The following is a 25,028-nucleotide window of genomic DNA, read 5'->3' as shown; positions in this document are numbered from 1 at the left end:
ACGTCCGTCGCGGTGCGGCCGGTGGTGCGACCCGCGACGCCCCCGCCCGGTCAGGCCTTCGCGGCCTTCGCGGCCTTCGCCGCGGCCTTCTGCGCCTTCTTGAACGTGCGGACCTCCGCGAGCGACTCCGCGCTCGTGACGTCGGCGATGGACCGGCGCGACCCCTCGTCGCCGTAGTGGCCCGCCGCCTCCCGCCACCCTGCGGGCTGCACGCCGCGCTGCTTGCCGAGCAGCGCGAGGAAGATCCGGGCCTTCTGGTCGCCGTACCCGGGCAGCGCGCGCAGCCGGGCGAGGACCTCCGCGCCGGTCGGCGCCGCCGTGCCGTCGTCGCCGGCGCCGGGCGCGGTCCAGATCCGGGTCGCGTCGCCGTCGTACTCGTCGACGACGACGCGCGCCAGGTCCTGCACCCGGGCCGCCATGGAGCGCCCGTACCGGTGGATGGCCGGGGGCGTCGTCGCGAGCGTGACGAACGCGTCGGGGTCCGCCTCCGCGACGGCGCGCGGGTCGATGGAGCCGAGGCGGTCGCGGATCTTGCGCGGTCCCGCGAACGCGTGCTCCATGGGGTACTGCTGGTCGAGGAGCATGCCGACGAGGAGGGCGAACGCGTCGTCGCTGAGGAGCGCGTCCGCGTCGGGGTCGCCGGTGATCCAGAGCTGGTCGGTCATGCCGTCCATCATGGCAGGACGGCGGCGCCCGCGTCCGGTCGCGGGTCTCGCGGAGCCGCGCGGGGTCGTCGCCCGAGGCATCCGTATACGGGGTGCTACGGACGCGTAGATCGCGAAAGATACGCAATCGCACCGATGGGCGCGGGTCGCGGACGCCGTAGCGTCGATCCGTCGGTCGCCCGCTGCGCCGACGTCTCCCGCACCCGGCGCCACGGACGACGCCGGCCTGGACCGGAGGTTCCCATGTTCCGAAGGAAGCTGCTCACGCTCGCGACCACGACGGCGCTCGCCGTCGGCGCGGCCGTCGGCCTCGCCGCGCAGCCGGCGTCCGCCGCGACGCCGATCCCCGACCACGTGTTCTCGCCGTACTACGAGATGTGGCTGGGGGACGACATCAGCGCGGTGTCCCAGCAGGCCGGCGCCGACCACATCACGCTGGCGTTCGCCCAGACCGAGCGGCAGGGGTCGTGCACGCTCTACTGGAACGGCGACACGTCGCTGCCGATCGCGCAGTCGAGCTTCGGCGCCCAGGTGGACGCGATCCAGGCGCGCGGCGGCAACGTGATCCCGTCCCTCGGCGGCTGGACGGCCGACGACGCGACCGAGGACGGGCAGCTCACGGAGCTGGCGGACTCGTGCACGGACGTCAACGCGATCGCGGCGCAGATCCAGAAGCTGATCACGACCTACGACGTCGAGCGCATCGACTTCGACATCGAGGCGGACTCGATCAACAGCAGCGCCGGCGTGGACCGTCGCAACAAGGCGCTGAAGATCGTCCAGGACTGGGCCAAGGCCAACGGCCGGACGTTCGAGGTGCAGTACACGCTGCCGACCACGACGCAGGGCCTGGCCGCGTCGGGCAAGAACCTGCTGCGCAACGCCGTGACGAACGGCGTCGAGGTCTCGGTCGTCAACGTCATGACGTTCGACTACTGGGAGGGCGACCGCGCGAACATGGCGCAGGACACCGTCACCGCGACGACCGGCCTGGTGAGCTTCCTCAAGACGATCTACCCGTCGAAGACGGACGCGCAGCTCTGGAACATGGTCGGCATCACGGAGATGATCGGCGTCTCCGACTGGGGCGTGGGGGAGACGTTCTCCCTCGCGAACGCGGACTCGGTGCTCGCCTTCGCGCGGCAGAAGGGCGTCGCCTACCTGTCGTTCTGGGCGCTGCACCGCGACACCGGCGGCTGTGCCGGCGCGCAGACGACGCAGGACGACTGCTCCGGGCTGGCGCAGCAGAAGTTCGAGTTCTCGAAGAAGTTCGCGCCGTTCACCTCCGGCGCGACGGACCCGACCGACCCGACGGACCCCACCGACCCGACCGACCCGACCTGCACGGCGGCGCCGTGGAGCGCGTCGCAGGTGTACGTGGGCGGGACGACGGCGTCCTTCGACGGGCACACGTGGAAGGCCAAGTGGTGGACGCTCGGCGAGAAGCCCGGCGCCGCGACCTGGGGCCCGTGGGCCGACCTCGGCGCGTGCTGATCCGCTGGCGCTCGCGGACGCCCGGCCGGACCTCCGGCCGGGCGTCCGCCGTCTCGTGGTGCACGAGCGTCGACCGCAGGACGCGGCACGGGCGCGGTGCTACGCGGACGTCGCCCGCAGCAGTCTCCCGGTCCGGAACTCGTCCACCCCCGTGCGGCGCAGGACGGCGCTCGTCCAGCCGGGCAGGAGCCGCAGCCCGTCCTCGCCCGTGACGCGGCGCAGGTCCTCGACGCGGAACTCCTCGCCCCGCCGCTCCAGCACGAACCCGCCCGCGGCGTCGACGTTGCGCACCCAGTCGACGTCCGGCCCGTACGTGAGCGCGAGGACGACGCGGACCGGCTCTCCCGGCGCGTCGCGGTACGCGAACGCGAAGACGGGCGTGCGGTAGACGCGGCCACTGCGTCGGCCCACGTGGCGCACGACCGCCATCGGCCCGACGCCGGTCGCGACGCGCAGCATCACGGGGTTGAGGAAGCGCTTGTTGCTGCGGGTCACCCAGCGAGGGATCGGCATGCCCCATCGTGGCCCGGCGCGACCCGTCCGCGCGACCTATCGTGAGACCCGTGCCGACCCGCCTGCTCCTGCTGAGCGACACCCACGTCCCCGTCCGGGCGCGGGCGCTCCCGGACCAGGTGTGGCGCGCGGTCGACGACGCCGACGTCGTGGTGCACGCGGGCGACTGGGTGAGCGCCGACCTGCTGGACGCGCTGGAGGCGCGGGCGTCCCGGCTGGTCGGGGTCGCCGGCAACAACGACGGCCCCGCGCTGCACGCGCGCCTGCCCGAGGTGGCGCGCGCGACGATCGACGGGCTGCGGCTCGTCGTCGTGCACGAGACGGGGACGAAGCAGGGGCGCGAGCGGCGCGCCGACGCGGCGTTCCCGGGCACGGACCTCCTGGTCTTCGGGCACAGCCACGTCCCGTGGGACACGACCTCGCCGGGCGGGTTGCGGCTCCTCAACCCCGGGTCGCCGACGGACCGCCGTCGTCAGCCGGTCGGGACGTACCTCACGGCCGTCGTCGACGACGGCGTGCTCCGGGAGGTCGCACTCGTGCCGGTGCCGCGGTGAGCCGCCTCAGGCGGCGCCCGCGCGCGCCCGGTACGCGGCGGGGCTCACGCCGCGCACGCGCTTGAAGGCGGCGCTCAGCGCGAACGGCGTCGCGTACCCGACGGCGCGTGCGACCGACGTCAGCGTCGCGTCGGGCTCGAGCAGCAGGTCCGCCGCGAGGTCGAGGCGCCAGCCGGTGAGGTAGCTCATCGGCGGCTCGCCGACGAGCGTGGTGAAGCGCCGCGAGAACGCCGCGCGCGACAGCCCGACCTCGCGCGCGAGCGTGTCCACGGTCCAGGCGCGGGCCGGGTCGTGGTGGATGAGGCGCAGCGCAGCGCCGACCACCGGATCCGCGTCGGCGCGGTACCAGCCGGGTGCGTCGTCGCGCGAGAGCCACGTGCGCAGGCACGAGATGAGGAGGAGGTCGAGCAGGCGGTCGAGCACCGCCTCCTGCCCGGGCAGGTCCTGGACGACCTCGCGCGCGAGCATCTCCACGAGCGTCCCGTCGACGTCGCCGCTGCGCAGCACCACGCGCTGCGGCAGGACGCGCAGGACGCGACGGCCCACCTCGCCGTCGAGCGGGTAGGTGCCCGTGATGATGACGGTCTCGCCACCGGGGTCGTTGCCCCACGACCGCACGCCGAGCACCGTCATGGGGGAGGGCCCGCCGTCGACCGCACGGCACATGTCGGACTCGGGCCCGATGACCACCTGGGGTGCGGTCGTCGGCGCGTCCGCCACGACGTAGTGGTCGGGGCCGCGCAGCAGGACGACGTCCCCCGTCCCGACGTGCTCGCCCGGGTCCGCGCCGTCGTCGCCCACGACCGGCCCGACCCAGCCCGAGCCGCGCAGCACGGGCACGATCGTCAGCGGCGCCTCGTCCTCGATGCGCATGCCCCACGGGGCGCGGAGGTGGCTGCGCAGGAGGAAGGCGCCGCGGGCGCGCGGCCCGTCGAGGAGCCCGGCGACGACGTCCATCCGGTCAGGGTACGCACCGTCCCGGAGCCGCGGCCAGTGGTCGAGGCGCCGCGGGGACGTGAGACGGTCGCGTATGGAGACGAGCGTCAGGGCCATGTCGCGTCTCGCCGGTGCCCGGTTGACTGGCATTCGTCCCCGCACCGACGCTCGACAGGAGAGACGCCATGAGCGCTACGACACCGACCCCGGCTCCCGCCTCGACCGACACCCCGACCGCTGCCCCGGCCCCCGGTCCGGTCCTGGTCCTCGGCGCGACGGGCAAGACCGGCCGCCGGGTCGCCGACCGCCTCGACGCCCTCGGGCTCCCCGTGCGGCGCGCGTCCCGCTCCGGGGCCGTCCGCTTCGACTGGGAGGACGAGACCACGTGGCGCCCCGCGGTCGCCGGGGCCGAGGCGGTGTACGCGGTCTACGTGCCCGACCTCGCGATCCCGGGCTCCCCGGAGGCCGTCGCCCGGTTCGCGGCGCTCGCCCGGGAGGCGGGGGTGCGCCGCCTCGTCCTGCTCTCCGGCCGCGGCGAGGTCGAGGCGCAGCGCGCGGAGGTGCTGGTCGCCGAGGCGTTCCCCGGCCGCACCGTGGTCCGGTGCGCGTTCTTCGACCAGAACTTCAGCGAGAGCTTCCTGCTCGATCCCGTGCTCGACGGCGTCCTCGCGCTCCCGGTGGACCGGGTCGCCGAGCCGTTCGTCGACCTCGAGGACGTCGCCGACGTCGCGGTCGCGGCGCTCGTCGACGACGCGCACGCCGGCCGGGTCTACGAGCTCACCGGGCCGCGTGCGATCACGTTCGCCGAGGCGGTGGCGGAGATCGCGAGGGCGAGCGGGCACGACGTGCGGTTCGCGCCGATCACCATGGACGAGTTCGTCGCGGGGCTGCGGGCGATCGGGCTGCCCGACGACGTCGTGGGCCTCATGCGCTACCTCTTCACCGAGGTGCTCGACGGCCGCGGGACCCCGGTCGCCGACGGCGTCCGGCAGGCGTTGGGCCGCGAGCCGCGCGACTTCCGCGAGTTCGCGGTGCGCGAGGCCGCGACCTGGCCGGCGACGGTCACGTCGACGTCCGGGCAGCCCTCGTGAGCGCCTTCGCGGTGCTCGTCGTCGCGGGTGCGGTCGCGACGGGGCTCGCGGGCGGGGTGCTCTTCGCGTTCTCCACGTTCGTGATGGGCGGGCTGCGCCGCCTCCCCGCCGCCGACGGGGCCGCGGCCATGGTCGCGATCAACGAGGACGCGCTGCGCCCGCCGCTGATGCTCCTGCTCGCGGCCAGCGTGCTCGTGCCCGCCGCGGCGGCCGTCGTCGGCCTGGTCGGCGGGTCGCCCGGCGCGGTGCGGGCGCTCGCGGGCGCGGTGGTCTCCGCCGTCGGGATCCTCGGCGTCACGGCCGTGGGCAACGTCCCGCTCAACGAGCGTCTCGACGCCGCGGCGGAGCGGCCCGCGGACCTCGCCGCCGCGTGGGCCGCGTTCCTCCCGCGCTGGCTCGCGTGGAACCACGTGCGGACCGTCGCCGGCGCGGTGGCGACCGCGCTGCTGGCGGTCGCGCTCGTCTGAGCTGCCCGGGCGCCGGGCCCCCGTCGCGGAATAGCCACGGCGGGGGGCCGGTTGCGCACGACATGAGCGACGTCGCAGCGGCCGCGCCGGCCGACGAGCAGGAGACCATCCGTCGGGTGCTCGAGGGCACCGAGACCTGGGCCGTCGTCGGCCTGTCGAACAACACGTCGCGCGCCGCGTACGGCGTGGCGCGCGTGCTCCAGCAGCACGGCAAGCGCATCGTCCCCGTCCACCCGTCCGCGGAGACCGTGCACGGCGAGCAGGGCTACGCCACGCTCGCGGACGTCCCGTTCCCGGTCGACGTCGTCGACGTGTTCGTGCGCTCCGAGCTCGCGGGCGACGTCGCCGACCAGGCCGTCGCGATCGGCGCGAAGGCGGTCTGGTTCCAGCTCGACGTGATCGACGAGGACGCCGCGCAGCGCGTGCGCGACGCCGGGCTCGACATGGTCATGGACCGCTGCCCCGCGATCGAGCTGCCGCGCCTGGCCGCGACCACCACGAAGGAGGCGTGACCGTGCCCGCGATCGACACCACGTCCGACCTGGGCTCGCGCGCCGCGACCCGTCTCGCCGCCGAGCCGGTCCTGTGGTTCGTGACCGTCGACCCGCACGACGCCCCCCAGCCGACCCCCGTGTGGTTCGTGTGGGACGGTGCGGACGAGGTCGTGGTCAAGTCCCAGCCCCGCACCGCGAAGCTGCGCAACGTCCGCGGGAACCACCGCGTCGCGGTGCACCTCAACAGCACCCGGTCGGGGGACGACGTCGTCGTCCTCACCGGCACCGCCGCGATCGACGACGCCGGCCTCTCACCCGACGAGCGCGTCGCGTACGACGCGAAGTACGGCGAGGGGATCCGCGGCCTCGGCACGACTCCCGACGGCTTCCACGAGGACTACTCCGTCACCGTGCGCGTCCGTCTGGAGCGCCTCCGCGGCTACTGAGCGAGCACCGCGCCTCGGCCCGGCCGGTCAGGTGAAGACACGACCCGGAAGGCCGCGGTCAGCGGTCGAGGCGGGCGACCGCCAGCTCGAGCGCCGTGTCGAGCTCGTCCTTCGGGACGTGCACCTCGCCGATCGACATCGAGAAGGGAGGCTCGTCCAGTCCGAGGGCACGGGCCGCGGGCTCGAGGTCGAGGCCCGCGCCGTCCTCGGAGACCCCGGTCCTGACGTACACGGGCATGCCCGACACCTCGGGCAGCACGACCACGAGCACCGCGGCCAGCGCGTCCGGGTGCAGGTCGGGGCGTGGCGCGTCCTCGGCCGGCAGCAGGCTCACCCCGACACCCAGGTCGCACGCGCCCTCGCAGTTGCTCGAACCGGTGTACAGGCTCACCTCGACGGGGAGGCCCGCCTCGTCCAGCGCGTCCTGGACCCCGGGCAGGGCCCGTTCGACGTCCGCGTACGAGACGTTCGAGGTGTCGAACGGGGACCGGCCGTCGAGCAGCGCGCAGCCGGAGAGAGACACGGTGCAGGCCACGGCGAGCCCGGCCGCGGCGAGCGTCGGCGCACGACGGGGAACCAGGGAGAGGCGCACCCGCCGAGGGTACGCGAGCGGGTTGCTCAGTCCCGCGGCGCGAACGTGAGGACGGGTCGGCCCGTGCGGGGGTGGGTGAGCACCTCGCACCGCACGCCGTAGACCGGGTCGAGCACCTCGGGGACCAGGACCTCGCGCACGTCGCCCGCGGCGACGACCCGCCCGTCCGCCAGCACGACGACGTGGTCGCACGTCTGCGCCGCGAGGTTGAGGTCGTGGAGCGCGGCGAGGACGGTCACCCCGTCGTCGGCGAGGTCGCGCAGGACGCGCATCGTGTCGAGCTGCGCGGCGATGTCGAGGTGGTTGGTCGGCTCGTCGAGCAGGAGCAGCGCGGGCTCCTGCGCGAGCGCGCGCGCCAGGTGCACGCGCTGGCGCTCGCCGCCGGAGAGCGTCGCGACCTCCCGCTCGGCGAAGCCGGACATCCCGGCGCGGGCGAGCGCCGCGGCGGCCACCTCCCGGTCGTGCGCGGAGTCGCCCGCGAGGAGCGATCGGTGGGGGATGCGGCCCAGCAGGACGGCGTCGAGCACGGAGAGCGGGAGGTCGGTCGTCGCGTCCTGCTCGACGAGCGCGAGCACGCGCGCGCGCCGCCGCCGCGGCAACGTGAGCAGGTCCGCGCCGTCGAAGCGCGCTCGCGCGGCGTCGTCGGGCCCCGTGGACGGGGCGCGCACCCCCGCGAGCACGCGCAGGAGGGTCGACTTGCCGGAGCCGTTGGGCCCGAGCAGCCCGCTCACCGCGCCGGCCGGGGCGGTGCAGTCGACGCCGTCGAGGATCAGGCGACCGTCGACGGACCAGGACACGCGCGCGGCGTCGAGCCCGTCCGTGCCCTCCCGACCGGAGGGGCTGACCCCGTCGCCGCGGCGGTCCGGTACGGCGTCGGCGCCGACCGGGGGAGCCGCGTGCGCCGTCGTGCGCGTCGTCCCGCTCATGCGGCCTTCCTCCCTCGCCACAGGAGCAGCGCGAACACCGGCGCGCCGATCGCGGCCGTGACGATCCCGACAGGCAGCTCGCGCGGCGCGAACACCGTGCGCGCGAGCGTGTCCGCCCAGACGAGGAACGTCGCCCCGAACAGCGCGGAGAGCGGCAGGAGCAGCCGGTGCCGCGCGCCCGTGAGGAGCCGCACGGCGTGCGGCAGGATCAGGCCGACGAACCCGATGGACCCCGACTGGGAGACGAGCGCCCCGGTGAGCAGCGCGACGCCCACGAGCAGCGTCCAGCGCACTCGCGCGACGTCGACCCCGAGCGTGGACGCGGCGGTGTCGCCGAACGTGAAGGCGTCCAGCACGGAACCGGTCGACGCGAGCAGGGTCCCGAGCACGAGGGTCGCGCCGCCCGCGACCGCCACGGAGGTCCACGTCGCTCCGGCGACGGACCCCATGAGCCACGAGAGGATCTCGCGGTAGGAGTCGCCGGTCGCGGACCAGAAGATGACGAAGCTCGTCGCGGCCGCCGCGAGCTGGCTCACCGCGAGGCCCGCGAGCACGGTCCGCGTCGGCGTGAGCGCGCCGAGCGCGCCCGCGAGGCCGAGCGCCGCGACGAGCGCGAGCACGGCGCCCCCGAACGCCGCGACCGGCAGGAGCACGGTCCACCCGGCGACGAGCACGAGCACCGCGCCGAGCGACGCGCCCGACGACAGCCCGAGGAGGTACGGGTCCGCGAGGGGGTTGCGCGTGAGCGACTGCATGACGACGCCGCACACGGCGAGACCCGCGCCCACGGCCGCCGCGGTGAGCACGCGGGGGAGGCGGAGCTGCCACACCATGCCGTCCTGGAGGGCCCCGAGCGGCTCGAGGCCGAGCAGCCCGCCGAGCCCGAGGTGCGTCGCGACGGAGCGCCACACGTCCCCGACCGCGAGGTCCGCCGGGCCGATCGTCACCGTGACGAGCACCGTCACGACGAGGGCGCCGACGCCGACCGGCACCCACCAGCCCGCGCCCCGGCGCGCGCCGGTCCCCGCGCCGTCCCGTCGGGCGGGCGGCGCGGGGGCGGGCCGGGTGGGGAGCGTGGTCACAGGCCGAGCGCCTCCAGCTGTGCCGCGAGGTCCACGACAGCGTCGACGTTGCGCACGCCGGCCTCGGTCGCCGGGAACGGGATCGTCAGGTAGCGGCCCTCGCGCACGGCCGTCATCTCGGCCGTCGCCGGGTTGGACTCGAGCCGCTCGATCTTCGCCTCGGCCGTGTTCCACGCCGCGTCGACGAGGACGAGGACGTCGGGGTCGGCGGCGATCGCCTCCTCCCACGCGTACGACGTCCAGGTGTCGTGCACGTCGCCCGCGACGTTCTCGAGGCCGACCGCGTCGAGGATCATCTGCGGCGCGCCGATGCCCGCGCCGACGTACGGGATGTCGTCGCCCGACGAGTACCACAGGGCGGTCAGGCCGCGGTCGTCGCGGACGACGCCGTCGAGCGTCGCGCGCTGCTCCGCGACGAGGTCCGCCGCGGCGTCCTGCGCGTCGAAGATCGTGCCGACCTCGGTGATCTCGGCGAACACGTCGTCGAACGTCAGCGGGTCGGGCATGTACTCCGGCGCCTTGCACGCGGCGGGGGAGACGTACGTCGCGACGCCGAGCTGCGCGAGCGTCTCGCGGTCGCCCGCGCCCTCCGCCGTGAGGTTGGACTCCCAGCCCGCGTAGACGAGGTCGGGCTCGGTCTCCAGGACCGCCTCCGCACCGGGCACCTGGTCCGAGAGCGGCTCGGCGACGGCGGGGACGTCCGCCGCCGCGTCGGCGAGCGACTCGGGGACCGGGCCGTCGGCGAACGCGCTCGCGACGATCCGGTCGCCCAGCCCGAGCGCGAGCAGCATCTCCGTCGTGCTCGACTTGATCGTGACCACGCGCTCCGGTGCCGCGTCGAACGTCACCTCGAACCCGCAGTCGTCGAGCGTGAGGGGGTAGGTGGTCGCCCTCGCGTCGCCCGTCGGCGTGGCGTCGCCGTCCGCGGTCGGGTCGTCGCCCGGTGCGGTGCCCGACGAGCAGGCGGCGAGCAGCAGGGCGAGCGTGGCGGTCGGGAGCGCGAGGACGGCGCGGCGGACGGGCTGGCGGTGCACGGTGCGGGACGAGGGCACGGGCGAGGTCTCCGGGGGTCGGGCGCGGTGCGGCGTGCTCTCGGTGGGCACGCCGCTGCGGCGGTGCGTTCTCGATGCCGACCGGCGAGCGCCGGCCGGGACCGACGCGTCATCTCGCGTCGCGCGGACCCGCGGCACAGATCCGTGCCGCCCGGACGGGCCAGTGCGGGGCCCGTGGTCCTCCGTCAGCCTAGTCCCTCCGGCGGTCCGTCGTGGCAGAGTGTCCGTCGTGACGGAGCCATCGAACCTGCCTGCCCAGAACCCCTCGACCGCACCGCTGCGCGCGGTGGTGACCGGCGCGTCGTCGGGCATCGGGGAGGCGTGCGTGCGGTACCTGCGCGCTCGCGGCTGGGACGTCGTCGCGTTCGCGCGGCGCGCGGACCGGCTCACGGAGGTCGCGGAGCGCACGGGCGCCCACCCGGTCGTCGGGGACGTCACGTCCGACGAGGACGTCGCGCGCCTCGTCGCGGAGGCGGGCGCGCGCGGGCCGGTGCACGCGCTGCTCAACATCGCCGGGTTCGGGCTCGGCGTCGACCACGTGGACGAGGCGAAGATCGACGAGTGGCGCGCGATGTACGAGACGAACGTGCTCGGCACCGTGCGCGTGACGAAGGCGTTCCTGCCCCTCCTGCGCGCGTCGCGGCGGGGCGACATCGTGCTCATGACGTCGACCGCGGGTCACGACACCTACGTCGGCGGGTCCGGCTACGTCGCGTCGAAGCACGCGCTGCTCGGGGTCGCCAAGACGCTCCGCCTCGAGCTGGTCGGCGAGCCGATCCGCGTCATCGAGATCGCGCCCGGCCTCGTGCACACGCCGGAGTTCTCGCTCAACCGCTACCACGGGGACCAGGCCGGGGCCGACGCCGTGTACGCCGGGGTCGTGGACCCGCTCACCGCCGACGACGTCGCCGACGTCGTGACCTTCGCCGTCACGCGCCCGCACCACGTCAACATCGACTCGCTGGTCCTGCGCCCCGTCGCCCAGGCGTCGACGTACTCCCTGTGGCGCGCCCCGCTCGTCCCCAAGGGCGTCGAGACCGCCTGAGCGACGACCCGCGGAGACGGCGCGAGGCCGAGGCCGTAGCGCGGAGCCCGTGACGGGCGTTCACTGGGAGCGACAGGAGGTCGGCGGATGGGCGGCGGTCGGAACGGTCGGGCGGGAGCGTGGGCCGCGCTCGCGGGGGTCGTGTGCGCGGCCGTCGGGTTCGCGGTCGCCGAGCTCGTCGCGGCGCTCGTCGGGCCGGGGTCCAGCCCGCTCTTCGCCGCGGGCGCCGGGGTGGTCGACGCCGTCCCCGGCCCGGTCAAGGACTGGGCGGTCGCGACGTTCGGGACCGCCGACAAGGCGGTGCTGCTCGGCGGCATGGGGGTCGTCCTCGCCGCGGGCGCGGCGCTCGCGGGCGGGCTCGAGCTGCGCCGTCCGCCGTGGGGTTCCCTGCTGCTGGGCGCCGTGGGAGCCGTCGGCGCCGTCGTGGCCGCGACGCGGCCCGGCGCGAGCGTCGCGTGGGCGCTGCCGTCGCTCGTCGGGGTCGGGGTCGGGGTCCTGCTGCTCCGGGCGTCCCTCGCGCCGCTGCGCGGCCCGTCGGACGCGGGGCTCCTCGCCGAGAGCGTCGCCGACGACGGCCGGGCGGTCACCGGGGTCCGTGGCCCGATGGACCGGCGCCGCTTCCTCCTCGTCACCGGCCTCGCCGCCGCGGCGGGCGTCGTCGCGCTCGCGACGTCCCGGGCGGTGTCGGCCGGGTCGCGCGCCGTCACGGCCGCGCGCGAGGCGCTGCGGCTGCCCTCCCCGGCGACGCCCGCCCCGGCCGTCCCCGCCGGGGCGGACCTGCGGGTGCCAGGCCTCGCGCCGTACGTGACGCCCAACGGCGACTTCTACCGGATCGACACCGCGCTGCGCGTGCCCCAGGTCGACCCCGCCTCGTGGACGCTGCGCGTGACCGGTCTCGTCGACGAGCCGTTCGAGCTCACGCTCGACGATCTGCTCGCGCTCCCGCTCACGGAGCACCACGTGACGCTCACGTGCGTGTCGAACGAGGTCGGCGGCGACCTCGTCGGCAACGCGCGGTGGCTCGGCTACCCCGTGCGCGAGCTGCTCGCGCGCGCCGGGGTGCGCGACGGCGCCGACATGGTCCTGTCCACGAGCGCCGACGGCTGGACCGCGAGCACCCCGCTCGACGTGCTCACCGACCCCGACCGCGCGTGCCTGCTCGCCGTCGGGATGAACGGCGAGCCGCTGCCCGCGGAGCACGGGTTCCCCGCGCGGCTCGTCGTCCCGGGGCTCTACGGCTACGTGTCCGCGACCAAGTGGGTCACCGAGCTCAAGGTCACGACGTTCGCCGACGACGTCGCGTACTGGTCCACGCGCGGCTGGTCCGAGCGCGGCCCGATCAAGCTCGCGTCGCGCGTCGACACGCCGCGCGCGGGGGCGCCGGTCCCGGCGGGCGTCGTGACCGTCGCGGGCGTCGCGTGGGCGCAGCACACGGGGATCGCGGGCGTGGAGGTCCGGGTCGACGACGGCACGTGGCGCACCGCGACGCTCGTCGAGACGGTGGGCCCCGACACGTGGCGGCAGTGGTCGTACGCGTGGGACGCCACGCCGGGCGAGCACCGCCTGACGGTCCGCGCGACCGACGCCGACGGCCGGACGCAGACCGCCGACGTCGCCCCGCCCGCGCCCGACGGCGCGTCGGGGTGGCACGAGGTCACGGTCCGCGTCGACTGACGGGACCGCGTCCGGCCCGTGGACGCGGGGTTGTCCGCCCGGGTCCGCCCTGGCACCATGTCCGCGTGACCTCCCCGCGCCCCACGAGCCGCACGCTCGTCGACGCGCGCCCGCAGGTCTCCTCCGCCACCTGTTGTTGAGGGCTCGCGGCGCCCTGCGCAGCCTCGACCTGGTGTCCGCGAGCAGCCTCCCGCCCCTCCCTCCAGACGAAGGGGCGTGACGGTCGCCGGTCTCGTGCCACGGGCTCATCGATGAGTCCCGCGCGACGCCCGGGTCTGCACCTCCGGACGCCCGCCGAGCACAGGACGCGAGACCACACCATGTACGTTCCCCGGAGCTTTCCCCGCTACCGCCCGACGACGTCGCTCGCCGCGCCGTCGCGCGAGCCCGCCCGCCCGCCCGCCGCGACGACCGCCGTCGGGCACGACGCCCGCCCGCCGCTCACGCTCGAGTGGCTCGTCGCGCGGGACATCGACGCCTACACCGCGCGCCGCCGCGCGGCGGCTACCATGGACGCACAGGCGTCGACCCGGCCATCACCGGTGAGCCTCCGGAAGAACGGGACCCGCGCCGCGGGACAGGCCTGACGGCCCGCGGCAGGTCCTCACTAGACCCGGACGGGTGGGCCCGTCACAGCCTGCGACGAGCGGTCGGCGACCGCCCGTGGTGCCCGACGACGTCGGGCGCCTGCGGGCACGGCGCCGGCAAGCGAGGTGGTACCGCGGCGAGCCCGCCCCAGGTGGGGGAGTCGTCCTCGCAGGAGAGCACGACCGACCCGTACCACCACGGCGGACACCCCGCCGGCCGCTACCCTCCGGAGTCCTCGAGACCATGGCCTATCCGCTGCACCGCGCCCCCTCGTCCGCCGCCTCTGCCGCCGACTCGCACCCCGGAGCCGCGTTCGGCGTGCCCGCCTCTCCCGACCTGCCCGCGATCGAGCGCGAGGTGCTCGCCTACTGGGACGCGGACGACACGTTCCGCGCCTCGGTCGAGCGCAACCCCGCCGGCGAGAACGGCAGCAACGAGTTCGTCTTCTACGACGGCCCGCCGTTCGCCAACGGCCTGCCCCACTACGGGCACCTGCTCACGGGGTACGCGAAGGACGTCGTGCCGCGCTACCAGACGATGCGCGGCAAGCACGTCGAGCGCCGTTTCGGGTGGGACACGCACGGCCTGCCCGCCGAGCTCGAGGCGATGGACCAGCTCGGGATCAAGACCAAGGAGGAGATCCTCGAGCTGGGGATCGAGCGGTTCAACGACGCGTGCCGCGCGTCGGTGCTGAAGTACACGAGCGAGTGGCAGGACTACGTGACCCGCCAGGCGCGCTGGGTCGACTTCGAGCACGACTACAAGACGCTCGACCCGACGTTCATGGAGTCGGTCCTGTGGGCGTTCAAGCAGCTCTACGACAAGGGCCTCGTCTACGAGGGCTTCCGCGTGCTGCCCTACTGCTGGAACGACCAGACGCCGCTGTCCAACCACGAGCTGCGCATGGACGAGGACGTGTACCAGGTCCGCCAGGACCCGGCGGTCACCGTGGGCTTCCGGCTCGAGACGGGCGAGCTCGCGCTCATCTGGACGACGACGCCCTGGACCCTGCCGTCCAACCTGTTCGTCATGGTCGGGCCGGACGTCGAGTACGTCGTCGTGGAGTCGTCGTTCACGGGCGTCACGGAGCGCTACGTGATCGCGGCCGAGCGCCTCGGTGCGTACGCGCGCGAGCTCGCCGACGAGGGCGTCGAGGACGTGACGACGCAGGTCGTCGAGCGCCTCACGGGCGCCGACCTCGTCGGGCGCTCCTACACGCCGCCGTTCTCCTACTTCGCCGGCCACCCCGGTGCGCACCGCGTCGTCGAGGCGGACTTCGTCACGACGACGGACGGCACCGGCCTCGTGCACAACGCCGGCGCGTTCGGCGAGGAGGACAAGGTCGTCTCCGACCGCGAGGGGGTCGAGCCGGTCCTCCCGGTCGCGTCCGACGGCAAGTTCGTCTTCCCCGTCGTCGACTACGAGAGCCTGCAGGTCTTCGACGCGAACGCGCTCATCATCGACCACCTCAAGGGCCGGACGCGGCACGACGCCGCGGTGGCGGCGGGCGAGGCGGCTCCGGACCTCGCGCTCGGCGCCACCAGCGCCGGGACGGTGCTGCTGCGCCGCGAGTCGTACGCGCACTCCTACCCGCACTGCTGGCGCTGCCGGCAGCCGCTCATCTACATGGGCGTGTCGTCGTGGTTCGTCGCGGTGTCGACGTTCAAGGACCGCATGGTCGAGCTGAACGAGCAGATCTCCTGGACGCCCGAGCACATCCAGCACGGCCAGTTCGGCAAGTGGCTCGAGAACGCGCGCGACTGGTCGATCACGCGCAACCGGTTCTGGGGGAGCCCGGTGCCGGTGTGGCGCTCCGACGACCCGCAGTACCCGCGCGTCGACGTCTACGGGTCGTTCGCCGAGCTCGAGCGCGACTTCGGCACGCTGCCGCGCAACGAGAAGGGCGAGCCGGACCTGCACCGCCCGTTCGTCGACCGCCTCACCCGGCCCAACCCCGACGACCCGACGGGCCGCTCGACCATGCGCCGCGTCGAGGACGTCATGGACGTCTGGTTCGACTCGGGGTCCATGCCCTACGCGCAGGTGCACTACCCGTTCGAGAACACGGACTGGTTCGAGCACCACAACCCGGGCGACTTCATCGTCGAGTACATCGGCCAGACGCGCGGCTGGTTCTACACGCTGCACGTGCTCGCGACCGCGCTGTTCGACCGCCCCGCGTTCCGCTCGGCCGTCTCGCACGGCATCGTGCTGGGCTCCGACGGCCGCAAGATGAGCAAGTCCCTGCGCAACTACCCGGACGTCAACGAGGTCTTCGACCGCGACGGCTCCGACGCGATGCGCTGGTTCCTCATGAGCTCGCCGATCCTGCGCGGCGGCAACCTCGTCGTCACCGAGGACGGGATCCGCGACGCGGTGCGCCAGGTGCTGCTCCCGCTGTGGAGCACGTACTACTTCTTCACCCTGTACGCGAACTCCTCGAAGGCGCAGGCGCGCGCGGGCGAGCCGGGCGGCGCGGCGGGATACGTCGCGCAGAAGGTCGCACCCGAGCGCGTGGCCGGGCTCCCGGCGCTCGACCGCTACCTGCTCGCGCGCACGCACGACCTCGTCGTGCGCGTCACCGAGCAGCTCGACGCCTACGACATCGCGGGCGCGTGCGAGACCGTGCGCGAGCACCTCGACGTCCTGACGAACTGGTACGTGCGCACCCAGCGCGACCGGTTCTGGGCCGAGGACGCCGACGCGTTCGACACGCTGTACACGGCGCTCGAGACGCTCACGCGCGTCATGGCGCCGCTCGCCCCGCTGCTCGCGGAGGAGGTGTGGCGCGGCCTGACGGGCGGGCGCTCGGTCCACCTCACCGACTGGCCGGCGTCCACCGAGGCTGTCGGCGAGGACGGCTCGTCAGCCGTGGCCGTGCGCCACGTCCCGGACGCGTCCCTCGTCGCCGACCCGGCGCTCGTCGCCGCGATGGACGAGGTCCGCGCCGTCGCGTCGGCCGCGCTCGGCCTGCGCAAGGCGCACCAGCTCCGCGTGCGCCAGCCGCTCGCGCGCCTCACGGTCGTCGTGGACGACCCCGAGGCGCTCGCGCCGTACACGGACCTGCTGGCGCGCGAGCTCAACGTCAAGGCCGTCGAGCTCGAGTCGACCGACTCGGACGCCGCCGAGCGCTTCGGCATCACGCAGCGCCTCGCCGTGAACGCGCGCGCCGCGGGACCGCGCCTGGGCCGCGGGGTCCAGGCCGTCATCAAGGCCGCCAAGGCGGGTGCGTGGCGCGTGGACGACGCCGGGGAGGTCGTCGTGACGACGGACGACGGCGACGTCGCGCTCCTGCCCGCAGAGTGCGAGCTGACGACGGTGGTCGCCGCCACCCGGGCCGGCGGCCCGGAGCCCGACGCGGAGGCACCGAGCGTCGCCGCCGCGGTGCTCGCGAGCGGCGGGTTCGCCGTCCTCGACCTCGCGCTCGACGACGCGCTGCTCGCCGAGGGCTACGCACGCGACGTGATCCGCGACGTGCAGGACGCGCGCAAGGCCGCCGGCCTCGACGTGGCCGACCGCATCCGGCTGTCGCTCGACGTGCCCGGCGAGTGGCTCGTCGCGGTCGAGGAGCACCGCGACCTCGTCGCGCGCGAGACCCTCGCGGTCGAGGTCGTCCTCGAGACGTCGCCGACCGACGTGCGCTCCGTGCGCGTCGAGAAGGCCGACGGCACCGTTCCGGACACGGCGGTGATCTTGTGAGCGCCGCCCGCAAGGACCCCGGCGCCGCACGCCGGCAGAGCGCGAAGGACGCCCGCGCGGCCGCGGAGGACGTCGCCGCGCAGGCGGACCTGGAGCGTGTCTACCAGCACATCGTGTCCCGTGCTCCCGAGCACGACTTCGACCCGACGATCGACCGGGTGCGGCGCCTGTTCGAGCTGCTGGGCGACCCGCAGCACGCGTTCCGGACGATCCACCTCACCGGGACCAACGGCAAGACGAGCACCGCGCGCGTCGCGGAGCGCCTCGTGCGCGAGCACGGGCTGCGCACGGGGATGTTCACGAGCCCGCACCTGACGAGCGTCACCGAGCGGATCGTCGTCGACGGCGAGCCGCTCTCGGCGCGCCGGTTCGTCGAGGTCTGGGAGGACGTCTACCCGTACGTGCAGGTCGTCGACGCCGAGCTCGCCGAGGCCGGGCAGTCGCAGCTCAGCTTCTTCGAGGTGCTCACGGGCGTGGCGTTCGCGGCGTTCGCCGACACGCCCGTCGACGTCGCGATCGTCGAGGTCGGCATGGGCGGCGAGTGGGACTCGACCAACGTGGTCGACGCCGAGGTCGCCGTCGTGACGCCCGTCGCGCTCGACCACGAGCGCTGGCTCGGCAGCACGCTCGAGGAGATCGCGACGGTCAAGTCGGGCATCGTCAAGGGTGGCGCGACCGTCGTCTCCGCCGCGCAGCGCCCGGAGGTCGAGGAGGTGCTGCGCGCCCGCGCCGAGCGCGTCGGTGCGCGCCTGCTGCGCGAGGGCGTCGACCTCGACGTGGCGGCACGGCAGGTGGCGGTCGGGGGGCAGCTCCTCGACCTGCGCACGCCCGCCGCGCTCTACACCGAGGTGTTCCTCCCGCTGCACGGCGAGCACCAAGCGCACAACGCGCTGCTCGCGCTCGGCGCGGTGGAGGCGTTCCTCGGCGGCCGGGCGCTCGACGGCACGCTCGTCGAGGCGGCCTTCGCGGACGTCACCTCGCCGGGCCGGCTCGAGGTCGTGCGGTCGAGCCCGACCGTCCTCGTCGACGCGGCGCACAACGCCGCGGGCGCGGAGGCGCTCGCGACCGCGCTCGGCGAGGCGTTCGACCTGCGCCACCTCGTCGGGGTCGTCGCGATCATGGCGGACAAGGACGCCGAGCCGCTGCTCGCGGCGCTCGAGCCGGTGCTGTCCGAGGTCGTCGTGACGCGCAACAGCTCGGAGCGCTCGGCCGACCCGACGGAGCTCGCCGAGCTCGCCGCGGACGTGTTCGGCGAGGACCGCGTGCACAGCACCGAGCGGCTCGACGAGGCGCTCCAGGTGGCCGTCGACCTCGCCGAGCGGGACGACGCGGTGGGCGTGGGGACCGGCTCGGGCGTGCTCGTCACGGGCTCGGTCGTCACGGTCGCCGACGCGCGCATCCTCCTCGGGCGCGGCTGACGCCCCGTCCCGCGCGGCACTGCTCCTCCGCGCACGAGGCGCGCCACCGGGTGGCGCGCCTCGTCGCGTCGGGGACGCCTCGCGGCCCGCCGCACCCGGGTGTTTGATGGAGGCGACGACGGCGACGGACACGCCGGACGGGGGTCGTCGGCGTCCGGAGCACCGGGCGCACGGACCGATGGAGGGATGACCGGTGAAGAAGCTGCTCAACGATCCCCAGGACGCGGTGTCGGAGTCCCTGGAGGGGTTCGGCCAGGCGCACGCCGACCTCGTGGAGGTGCACCTCGCGCCGCCCTACGTCTCGCGGGCCGGGGGTGCGGTCCCCGGGAAGGTCGGGCTGGTCTCCGGCGGTGGGTCCGGGCACGAGCCGCTGCACGCGGGCTTCGTCGGCTTGGGGATGCTCGACGCCGCGGTCCCGGGCGCGGTCTTCACGTCGCCGACGCCGGACCAGATCGTCCCGGCGATCCTCGGCGCCGACTCGGGCGCGGGCGTCCTCGCGATCGTGAAGAACTACACGGGCGACGTGCTGAACTTCGAGACGGCGGTCGAGCTCGTCGAGGCGGAGGGCACCCAGGTCACGAGCATCCTCGTCAACGACGACGTCGCGGTCGAGGACTCGCTGTACACCGCCGGCCGGCGCGGCGTCGCGGGGACGGTCGCGGTCGAGAAGATCGCGGGCGCCGCGGCCGAGCGCGGCGACGACCTCGGCGCGGTGACGGAGATCGCGGGCCGCGTCGTCGCGAACGTGCGCTCGATGGGCGTCGCGCTCACCGCCTGCACGGTCCCGCACGTCGGCAAGCCGAGCTTCGACCTCGGCGACGACGAGGTCGAGATCGGGATCGGCATCCACGGTGAGCCGGGCCGGCACCGCATCCCGCTGGCCTCGGCGGACGAGATCACGCAGCGGCTCGTGGACCCCGTCGCCGACGACCTGGGCCTGTCGGACGGCGAGGACGTGTTGCTGTTCGTTAACGGAATGGGCGGTACGCCGCTGTCCGAGCTGTACGTCGTCTATCGTCAGGCGAGGAGGCTGCTCGAGGGGCGCGGCGTACGGGTGACGCGCTCGCTCGTCGGCAACTACGTCACGTCGCTGGAGATGCAGGGTGCGTCGGTCACCGTGCTGCGCCTGGACGACGAGCTCACCGCCCTGTGGGACGCTCCCGTCCACACGGCTGCGCTGCGCTGGTGAGGCGGCGCCCGTGCGTGCAGTCTCCGAGGGGCCGGCGGACCGCCGGCTCGACGGCGAGGAGAGGTGGGGCATGACGCTGGACGTGGCCTGGGCGGACCGGTGGACGCGGCTGAGCGCGGAGCGCATCGCGGCGGCACGGGACGAGCTGACCGAGCTGGACCGCCAGATCGGTGACGGCGACCACGGGGAGAACCTCGACCGGGGGTTCCGCGCGGTGGTCGCCAAGCTCGACGGGACGGCCGCCGGGGACCAGCCGCCGGGTCAGATCGGCGACGTGCTCAAGCTCGTGGCCACGACCCTCATGTCGTCCGTCGGCGGCGCCTCGGGGCCGCTCTACGGCACCGCCTACCTGCGTGCGGCGAAGGTGACGGGCCTGGCCGAGCTCGACGCCCACGGCGTGGTGGCCCTCCTCGAGGGCGCGCTGGAGGGCATCACCGCCCGTGGCAAGGCGCAGGTCGGGGAGAAGACGATGGTGGACGCCTGGCAGCCGGCGGTGGACGCCGCGGAGGCCGCCGCGGACGCCGGGGCGTCGACCGGCGACGTCCTCGCCGCCGCCGCGCAGGCGGCGCGCGCGGGCGCCGAGGCGACGGTCCCGCTCGTCGCGACGAAGGGCCGCGCGAGCTACCTGGGTGAGCGCAGCGCCGGGCACCAGGACCCGGGGGCGACCTCGACCGCGATCCTCCTCGAGGCCGCGCGCGACGCGGCGACGGCGTGAGCGGCGCCGCCGGGCCGGTCGGGGCGCGAGCGCGCGTCGCGCTCGTCCTCGTCTCGCACTCGCAGCGGCTCGCCGAGGGTGCCGTCGAGCTGTCCGCGCAGATGGCTCCCGGCGTGCTGCTGCTCGCCGCGGGAGGGACCGACGACGGCGGGCTCGGCACGAGCTACGACCGGGTGTCCGCGGCGCTCGACGAGGCGCTGGCCGTCGCGGAGGGCGTGGTCGTGCTCGCCGACCTGGGCTCCGCCGTCATGACCGTCGAGTCGGTGCTGGACATGGAGGACGGGTTCGACGGGAGGGTCCGGCTCGCCGACGCCCCGTTCGTCGAGGGCGCGGTGGCGGCGGCGGTGACCGCGCACGGTGGCGGCGACGTCGCGGAGGTGCTCGCGTCGGCCGAGCATGCGGGCGGCACGTTCGCGGTCGCCGGCGGAGCTCCCGCCGAGGAGGCGTCTGCGACCCGGGCGGAGCCTCCCGCGGACGGTGCGACGCGCGCCGTCGTCGCGCTGCGCAACCCGCTCGGCCTGCACGCGCGCCCCGCCGCGGTGCTCGCGCGGCTCGTCGCCGGTTTCGACGCGACGGTGGCGATCGACGGGGTCAACGGCGCGAGCGTCCTCGAGCTCATGAAGCTGGGGGCCACGGGCGGGCAGGACCTCACCGTGACGGGGGAGGGACCCCAGGCCGCCGACGCCGTGCGCGCGGTCGTCGAGGCCGTGGAGGGCGGATTCGGGGAGGTCTGACCGGCACCCCGGTGTGACGGGCGTCACGCCATATTGCAGTTGATGCAAAATTGCAGAGGGTGCAAGAATACACGGGTGCCCCTGACTCTCCCTGACGTGCCCGCTCGCCCCTCGTTGGTCGAGCGGGCCGCGACGTGCCTCGCGCCGTCTCCCGGCGGTCTGCGAGAGCGCAAGAAGCGCGCCCGACGGGAGGCGCTCGTCGAGGCCGCGCAGACGCTCGTGCTGGAGCGCGGCTTCGACGCGGTGACGGTCGAGGACATCTGTGCCGAGGTCGGGGTCTCGCCGCGCACGTTCTTCAACTACTTCCCCTCCAAGGACGACGCCGTGCTCGGCCTGGAGGACTTCTCCGTGCGCCCGGAGGTCGTCGCGGCCTTCGTCGAGGGCGGCCCGACGGGCGCCCTGCTCGACGACCTCGAGGTGGTCGTCGCCGACGTGCTCGGGCACCAGGTCGTCACGCCCGAGCGCATGGCGCGCACGCTCGAGCTCGTCCAGCGCGAGCCGCAGCTCGTCGCGCGGCACGTCGCGTGGGTCGACGGCCATCGCGCGGAGCTCGTCGACATGTTCGTCGCACGCCGGGCCGTCCGGCCCTTCGTCCCCGATCCCGAGCTCCTGGCCCTCGTGGTCATGAGCCTGCTGCGCGCGAGCACCCTCGAGTGGCAGCAGCGCGACCGCGAGGGCGAGCCGGTGGACCACCTGCCGACCGTCGTCGCCCAGCTCCGCGCGCTCCTGGCGGAAACGCGCGCCCCTGATCCCGTGGCCCGCTAGCCGCACGCCCTGCGGGCCACCGCACCACCACCGCTCCACCGCCTCACCAGCTCCCCACCCGACGACGGGCCGCGCCCGTCGGCGCGCGCCCGCCCGTCCTGACCGAACCGGATCCTCATGGCCTCCTCCACCGCAGCACCCCCCGTCGACGGCGCCAAGCCGCTCGTCGTGCTCACCCCGCGCACCGTGTGGGTGATCTTCGGCGCGCTCATGGCGTCGATGTTCCTGTCCTCCCTCGACCAGTCGATCGTCGGCACCGCGATGCCGACCATCGTCGGCGAGCTCCACGGCGTCGAGCACCAGGGCTGGGTCATCACGGCCTACATCCTGGCCATCGCGATCGTCATGCCCCTGTACGGCAAGTTCGGCGACCTCTGGGGTCGTCGGTGGCCGTTCCTCGTCGCGATCGGGCTCTTCACCATCGCGTCGGCCGGTGCCGGGTTCGCGCAGTCGTTCCCCGAGCTCGTCGCCTGGCGCGGCGTGCAGGGCCTCGGCGGCGGCGGTCTGATGATCCTGTCGCAGGCGATCATCGCGGACATCGTGCCCGCGAAGGACCGCGGCAAGTACATGGGTCCCATGGGCGCCCTGTTCGGCATCGCGGCCGTGATCGGGCCGCTCCTGGGCGGCTGGTTCACCGAGGGGCCGGGCTGGCGCTGGGCGTTCTGGATCAACGTGCCGATCGGCGTCGCGGCCTTCGTCGTCGCGTGGGTCGCGCTCAAGCTCCCGTCGCACCGCTCGGGCCGCAAGATCGACGTCGCCGGGATCTTCCTCATGGTCGTCGCCACGTCCGGCATCGTGCTCGTCACGAGCTGGGAGTCCCTCACCAGCTCGCGCGGCTACGACTGGTCGGACCCGTGGCTCCTGGGCCTCGTCACGGTCGTGATCGTGTCGATCGCCGCGTTCGTCGTGGTGGAGAACCGTGCCGAGGAGCCGCTGCTCCCGCTGCACCTCTTCAAGAACCGGACGTTCACGATCGCGACGCTCATCGGCCTCGTGCTGGGCATGGGCATGTTCTCGGCGCTCGCGTTCCTGCCGACGTTCCTCCAGATGTCGACCGGCGCCGGGGTCACCGAGTCCGGCTTCCTCCTGCTGCCCATGATGGCGGGCGTCATGCTCACGGCGATCGGGTCCGGTATCGCGATCACCAAGACCGGCCGCTACAAGGTGTTCCCGGTCGTCGGGCTCGCCATCACCGCCGCGGGCATGATCTGGCTCACGCGCATCACCGGGGACATGTCGATGTGGCTCTTCGGCGCCATGATCTTCGTCATGGGCGCCGGCATGGGCCTCGTCATGCAGACGATCGTCCTCGCGGTCCAGAACGCCGTCGACCCGCACGAGCTGGGGACCGCGACGAGCGCGAACAACTTCTTCCGCGAGATCGGCGCGGCCGTCGGCACGGCGCTGTTCAGCACGATCTTCACGTCGCGCCTCGCGGACAACCTCGAGGGCGTCTTCGCGGGCCTGCCCGCGGGCTCGGCCCCCGCCGGTGCCGAGGGGGCCTCGCTCACGCCCGAGATGGTGCAGCAGCTCCCCGAGCCGATCCACACGGGCGTCGTCGACGCGTTCACGGACGCGCTCGCCCCGGCCTTCTGGTACCTCGTCCCGCTCGTGCTCGTCGGGTTCGTCCTCGCGCTCTTCCTGCGCGAGGTCAAGCTCTCTGACGTCGCGGGGATGGTCGCGCGCGGCGAGGCCGTCGCGGACCACGGCGACCTCGTCGAGGACGCCCCGGTGCCGGTCGAGGACGGCGCGGGCGAGGCCCCGGCCGTCGTGACCGCGGGAGCCGCGGGGGCGGGCGGCGACCACCCGGAGGACCGGGGCCGCGACGCCACGCCGGTATCCTGACCGGGTGAGCACCTCGCCGTCGCAGCCCGCCGCGCAGCCGTCCCGCTACGGCCGCGCGGCGGGCCCGGTGCGCCCCTCGCCGGGCGACCGGATCAAGCCCAAGAAGCCCGCGAAGGTCCAGTTCGCGTCCACCACGCTGCTGCTCGAGGCGTTCCTCGTGGTGTTCGCCACGCTCGTCGCCTACGGGCTGCGGGACGTGCCGTACTCGCGCGGGCCGCTCGAGCTGCCGAGCGCGACGTCGATCTGGCTCGTGGGCGGCGCCCTCGCGGTCGTGCTCGTCGTCCTCTCGCGCATGGTCGGCACGCCGGGCGGCTACGTCGCCGGGTCGGTCGTCCAGGTGCCGGTCCTGGCGTTCGGCCTCGTCGTGCCGATGATGTTCGTCGTCGGCGGGCTCTTCGTCGTGCTGTGGGTCGTCTCGATCCGGCTCGGCGGGCGCATCGACCGGGAGCGCGCCGCGTACGACGCCGAGCACCCCGAGACCGCGCCCAACGCCGACTGAGGCGCGCCCCACGGGCCCGGTGGTCACGGCGTCCCGCACGCCCGCGCGGCCGGTAGGCTCGGCGACCATGACCGACGTCGCACCCGCACTGACCGAGACCATCGAGCGCACCCTCATCCTCGTCAAGCCCGACGGCGTCCGCCGCGGCCTGTCCGGCGAGATCCTGCGGCGCGTCGAGGCCAAGGGCTACACGCTCGCCGCCGTGCGCCTGCTCGACGCGACGCCCGAGCTGCTCGCCGCGCACTACGCCGAGCACGAGGGCAAGCCGTTCTACCAGCCGCTCGTCGACTTCATGCTCTCGGGCAAGATCCTCGCGGTCGTGGCCGAGGGCCAGGGCGTCATCCCCGGCTTCCGCTCCCTCGCGGGCGCGACGAACCCGACCGAGGCCCTGCCCGGCACCATCCGCGGCGACCTCGGTCGCGACTGGGGCCTCAAGGTCCAGCAGAACCTCGTCCACGGCTCCGACTCGCCCGAGTCCGCCGCGCGCGAGATCGCGCTCTGGTTCCCCGAGCTCGGCTGACGCACCGTCACGCGGCACCGCGCCC

The 25,028-nt window shown here is 74.6% G+C and carries 25 protein-coding genes; 18 read left to right on the top strand and 7 right to left on the bottom strand.

Features of this window, described 5'->3' with window-relative positions; all coding sequences use genetic code 11:
• Window positions 1-50: 50 nt before the first annotated feature.
• On the bottom strand, window positions 51-665 hold the full coding sequence (locus tag ACTJIY_RS08970) for an HhH-GPD-type base excision DNA repair protein (RefSeq protein WP_439159069.1): 615 nt from the start codon (window positions 663-665) through the stop codon (window positions 51-53).
• Window positions 666-908: 243 nt separating this feature from the next.
• Here ACTJIY_RS08970 and ACTJIY_RS08965 point away from each other — a divergent pair, with 243 nt between their 5' ends.
• Window positions 909-2,159: a chitinase gene (locus ACTJIY_RS08965; protein ID WP_440674939.1), complete on the top strand. Its 1,251-nt coding sequence runs from the start codon at window positions 909-911 to the stop codon at window positions 2,157-2,159.
• A 99-nt stretch (window positions 2,160-2,258) separates the two neighbouring features.
• Here ACTJIY_RS08965 and ACTJIY_RS08960 read toward each other — a convergent pair whose 3' ends face one another.
• Entirely contained in the window at window positions 2,259-2,672 is a 414-nt protein-coding gene (locus tag ACTJIY_RS08960; protein WP_440674940.1) for a nitroreductase family deazaflavin-dependent oxidoreductase, read from the bottom strand.
• Between the two features lie 50 nt (window positions 2,673-2,722).
• Here ACTJIY_RS08960 and ACTJIY_RS08955 point away from each other — a divergent pair, with 50 nt between their 5' ends.
• Window positions 2,723-3,226, top strand: a complete 504-nt coding sequence (locus ACTJIY_RS08955; protein WP_440674941.1) for a metallophosphoesterase family protein — start codon at window positions 2,723-2,725, stop codon at window positions 3,224-3,226.
• A gap of 6 nt (window positions 3,227-3,232) precedes the next feature.
• On the opposite strand, the gene ACTJIY_RS08950 is transcribed toward ACTJIY_RS08955, so the two are convergent.
• The gene (locus ACTJIY_RS08950) at window positions 3,233-4,183 is read right to left on the bottom strand and encodes an AraC family transcriptional regulator (RefSeq protein WP_440674942.1); all 951 of its coding nucleotides are present in this window, start codon (window positions 4,181-4,183) and stop codon (window positions 3,233-3,235) included.
• A gap of 164 nt (window positions 4,184-4,347) precedes the next feature.
• On the opposite strand from ACTJIY_RS08950, the gene ACTJIY_RS08945 reads away from it, so the two are divergent.
• The 4 genes from ACTJIY_RS08945 (at window position 4,348) to ACTJIY_RS08930 (ending at window position 6,660) form a co-directional block, all read left to right on the top strand.
• Window positions 4,348-5,253: an NmrA family transcriptional regulator gene (locus tag ACTJIY_RS08945; protein ID WP_440674943.1), complete on the top strand. Its 906-nt coding sequence runs from the start codon at window positions 4,348-4,350 to the stop codon at window positions 5,251-5,253.
• Window positions 5,250-5,720 (top strand): anthrone oxygenase family protein, encoded by a 471-nt coding sequence (locus tag ACTJIY_RS08940; RefSeq protein ID WP_353708104.1) that lies wholly within the window; start codon window positions 5,250-5,252, stop codon window positions 5,718-5,720. Before ACTJIY_RS08945 ends, ACTJIY_RS08940 begins: the two co-directional genes overlap by 4 nt.
• Window positions 5,721-5,782: 62 nt before the next feature.
• Entirely contained in the window at window positions 5,783-6,232 is a 450-nt protein-coding gene (locus ACTJIY_RS08935) for a CoA-binding protein (RefSeq protein WP_253051248.1), read from the top strand.
• A 2-nt stretch (window positions 6,233-6,234) separates the two neighbouring features.
• Window positions 6,235-6,660: a TIGR03667 family PPOX class F420-dependent oxidoreductase gene (locus ACTJIY_RS08930; RefSeq protein WP_440697229.1), complete on the top strand. Its 426-nt coding sequence runs from the start codon at window positions 6,235-6,237 to the stop codon at window positions 6,658-6,660.
• Between the two features lie 58 nt (window positions 6,661-6,718).
• Here ACTJIY_RS08930 and ACTJIY_RS08925 read toward each other — a convergent pair whose 3' ends face one another.
• From ACTJIY_RS08925 to ACTJIY_RS08910, 4 genes are read right to left on the bottom strand one after another with little or no spacing between them, the layout of a single operon-like run.
• Window positions 6,719-7,252 (bottom strand): hypothetical protein, encoded by a 534-nt coding sequence (locus tag ACTJIY_RS08925; RefSeq protein ID WP_440674945.1) that lies wholly within the window; start codon window positions 7,250-7,252, stop codon window positions 6,719-6,721.
• A 26-nt stretch (window positions 7,253-7,278) separates the two neighbouring features.
• Window positions 7,279-8,178 (bottom strand): putative F420-0 ABC transporter ATP-binding protein, encoded by a 900-nt coding sequence (locus tag ACTJIY_RS08920; protein WP_440674946.1) that lies wholly within the window; start codon window positions 8,176-8,178, stop codon window positions 7,279-7,281.
• Window positions 8,175-9,260, bottom strand: a complete 1,086-nt coding sequence (locus ACTJIY_RS08915) for a putative F420-0 ABC transporter permease subunit (RefSeq protein WP_440674947.1) — start codon at window positions 9,258-9,260, stop codon at window positions 8,175-8,177. Before ACTJIY_RS08915 ends, ACTJIY_RS08920 begins: the two co-directional genes overlap by 4 nt.
• A complete protein-coding gene (locus ACTJIY_RS08910) occupies window positions 9,257-10,312 on the bottom strand; it encodes a putative F420-0 ABC transporter substrate-binding protein (RefSeq protein WP_439159077.1) in 1,056 nt (351 codons plus the stop codon). Before ACTJIY_RS08910 ends, ACTJIY_RS08915 begins: the two co-directional genes overlap by 4 nt.
• Before the next feature lie 229 nt (window positions 10,313-10,541).
• Here ACTJIY_RS08910 and ACTJIY_RS08905 point away from each other — a divergent pair, with 229 nt between their 5' ends.
• The 12 genes from ACTJIY_RS08905 to ndk all read left to right on the top strand — a co-directional run bounded on the left by ACTJIY_RS08905 (window position 10,542) and on the right by ndk (window position 25,003).
• Window positions 10,542-11,357, top strand: a complete 816-nt coding sequence (locus tag ACTJIY_RS08905) for an SDR family oxidoreductase (protein WP_253051253.1) — start codon at window positions 10,542-10,544, stop codon at window positions 11,355-11,357.
• An 87-nt stretch (window positions 11,358-11,444) separates the two neighbouring features.
• Window positions 11,445-13,031 (top strand): molybdopterin-dependent oxidoreductase, encoded by a 1,587-nt coding sequence (locus ACTJIY_RS08900; protein WP_440674948.1) that lies wholly within the window; start codon window positions 11,445-11,447, stop codon window positions 13,029-13,031.
• A 320-nt stretch (window positions 13,032-13,351) separates the two neighbouring features.
• Window positions 13,352-13,618 carry a hypothetical protein gene (locus ACTJIY_RS08895; protein WP_440674949.1) on the top strand — a complete coding sequence of 89 codons (267 nt, stop codon included), beginning with the start codon at window positions 13,352-13,354 and terminating at the stop codon, window positions 13,616-13,618.
• Between the two features lie 244 nt (window positions 13,619-13,862).
• Window positions 13,863-17,318: an isoleucine--tRNA ligase gene (gene ileS, locus ACTJIY_RS08890; RefSeq protein WP_440674950.1), complete on the top strand. Its 3,456-nt coding sequence runs from the start codon at window positions 13,863-13,865 to the stop codon at window positions 17,316-17,318.
• Complete coding sequence (locus ACTJIY_RS08885) at window positions 17,315-18,736, top strand: bifunctional folylpolyglutamate synthase/dihydrofolate synthase (RefSeq protein ID WP_440674951.1); 1,422 nt, start codon at window positions 17,315-17,317, stop codon at window positions 18,734-18,736. The genes ileS and ACTJIY_RS08885 overlap by 4 nt, the downstream gene beginning before the upstream one ends.
• A gap of 193 nt (window positions 18,737-18,929) precedes the next feature.
• On the top strand, window positions 18,930-19,925 hold the full coding sequence (gene dhaK, locus ACTJIY_RS08880) for a dihydroxyacetone kinase subunit DhaK (RefSeq protein WP_253051258.1): 996 nt from the start codon (window positions 18,930-18,932) through the stop codon (window positions 19,923-19,925).
• A gap of 70 nt (window positions 19,926-19,995) precedes the next feature.
• Window positions 19,996-20,640: a dihydroxyacetone kinase subunit DhaL gene (dhaL, locus tag ACTJIY_RS08875; protein WP_439159082.1), complete on the top strand. Its 645-nt coding sequence runs from the start codon at window positions 19,996-19,998 to the stop codon at window positions 20,638-20,640.
• Window positions 20,637-21,374 (top strand): dihydroxyacetone kinase phosphoryl donor subunit DhaM, encoded by a 738-nt coding sequence (gene dhaM / locus ACTJIY_RS08870; RefSeq protein WP_353708115.1) that lies wholly within the window; start codon window positions 20,637-20,639, stop codon window positions 21,372-21,374. The genes dhaL and dhaM overlap by 4 nt, the downstream gene beginning before the upstream one ends.
• Before the next feature lie 96 nt (window positions 21,375-21,470).
• Window positions 21,471-22,139, top strand: coding sequence for a TetR/AcrR family transcriptional regulator (locus ACTJIY_RS08865; RefSeq protein ID WP_440674952.1), 669 nt, complete (start codon window positions 21,471-21,473; stop codon window positions 22,137-22,139).
• 117 nt (window positions 22,140-22,256) lie between these two features.
• Window positions 22,257-23,984, top strand: coding sequence for an MDR family MFS transporter (locus tag ACTJIY_RS08860; protein WP_253051262.1), 1,728 nt, complete (start codon window positions 22,257-22,259; stop codon window positions 23,982-23,984).
• A 4-nt stretch (window positions 23,985-23,988) separates the two neighbouring features.
• Window positions 23,989-24,483, top strand: a complete 495-nt coding sequence (locus ACTJIY_RS08855) for a DUF4233 domain-containing protein (protein WP_308202275.1) — start codon at window positions 23,989-23,991, stop codon at window positions 24,481-24,483.
• Window positions 24,484-24,550: 67 nt separating this feature from the next.
• Window positions 24,551-25,003, top strand: coding sequence for a nucleoside-diphosphate kinase (ndk, locus tag ACTJIY_RS08850; protein WP_440674953.1), 453 nt, complete (start codon window positions 24,551-24,553; stop codon window positions 25,001-25,003).
• Window positions 25,004-25,028 lie beyond the last annotated feature (25 nt).

The sequence above is a fragment of the Cellulosimicrobium sp. 22598 genome, assembly GCF_052044445.1.
Lineage (GTDB): Bacteria > Actinomycetota > Actinomycetes > Actinomycetales > Cellulomonadaceae > Cellulosimicrobium > Cellulosimicrobium cellulans_G.
This window is presented reverse-complemented; position numbering and strand designations above follow the sequence as displayed.

Excerpts from the sequence above, each read along its gene's own strand:
- ACTJIY_RS08970 (WP_439159069.1), bottom strand. The coding sequence starts at position 665 with ATGACCGACCAGCTCTGGATCACCGGCGACCCCGACGCGGACGCGCTC.
- ACTJIY_RS08965 (WP_440674939.1), top strand. The coding sequence starts at position 909 with ATGTTCCGAAGGAAGCTGCTCACGCTCGCGACCACGACGGCGCTCGCC.
- ACTJIY_RS08960 (WP_440674940.1), bottom strand. The coding sequence starts at position 2,672 with ATGCCGATCCCTCGCTGGGTGACCCGCAGCAACAAGCGCTTCCTCAAC.
- ACTJIY_RS08950 (WP_440674942.1), bottom strand. The coding sequence starts at position 4,183 with ATGGACGTCGTCGCCGGGCTCCTCGACGGGCCGCGCGCCCGCGGCGCC.
- ACTJIY_RS08945 (WP_440674943.1), top strand. The coding sequence starts at position 4,348 with ATGAGCGCTACGACACCGACCCCGGCTCCCGCCTCGACCGACACCCCG.
- ACTJIY_RS08935 (WP_253051248.1), top strand. The coding sequence starts at position 5,783 with ATGAGCGACGTCGCAGCGGCCGCGCCGGCCGACGAGCAGGAGACCATC.
- ACTJIY_RS08920 (WP_440674946.1), bottom strand. The coding sequence starts at position 8,178 with ATGAGCGGGACGACGCGCACGACGGCGCACGCGGCTCCCCCGGTCGGC.
- ACTJIY_RS08900 (WP_440674948.1), top strand. The coding sequence starts at position 11,445 with ATGGGCGGCGGTCGGAACGGTCGGGCGGGAGCGTGGGCCGCGCTCGCG.
- ACTJIY_RS08895 (WP_440674949.1), top strand. The coding sequence starts at position 13,352 with ATGTACGTTCCCCGGAGCTTTCCCCGCTACCGCCCGACGACGTCGCTC.
- ileS (WP_440674950.1), top strand. The coding sequence starts at position 13,863 with ATGGCCTATCCGCTGCACCGCGCCCCCTCGTCCGCCGCCTCTGCCGCC.
- dhaL (WP_439159082.1), top strand. The coding sequence starts at position 19,996 with ATGACGCTGGACGTGGCCTGGGCGGACCGGTGGACGCGGCTGAGCGCG.
- ACTJIY_RS08860 (WP_253051262.1), top strand. The coding sequence starts at position 22,257 with ATGGCCTCCTCCACCGCAGCACCCCCCGTCGACGGCGCCAAGCCGCTC.
- ndk (WP_440674953.1), top strand. The coding sequence starts at position 24,551 with ATGACCGACGTCGCACCCGCACTGACCGAGACCATCGAGCGCACCCTC.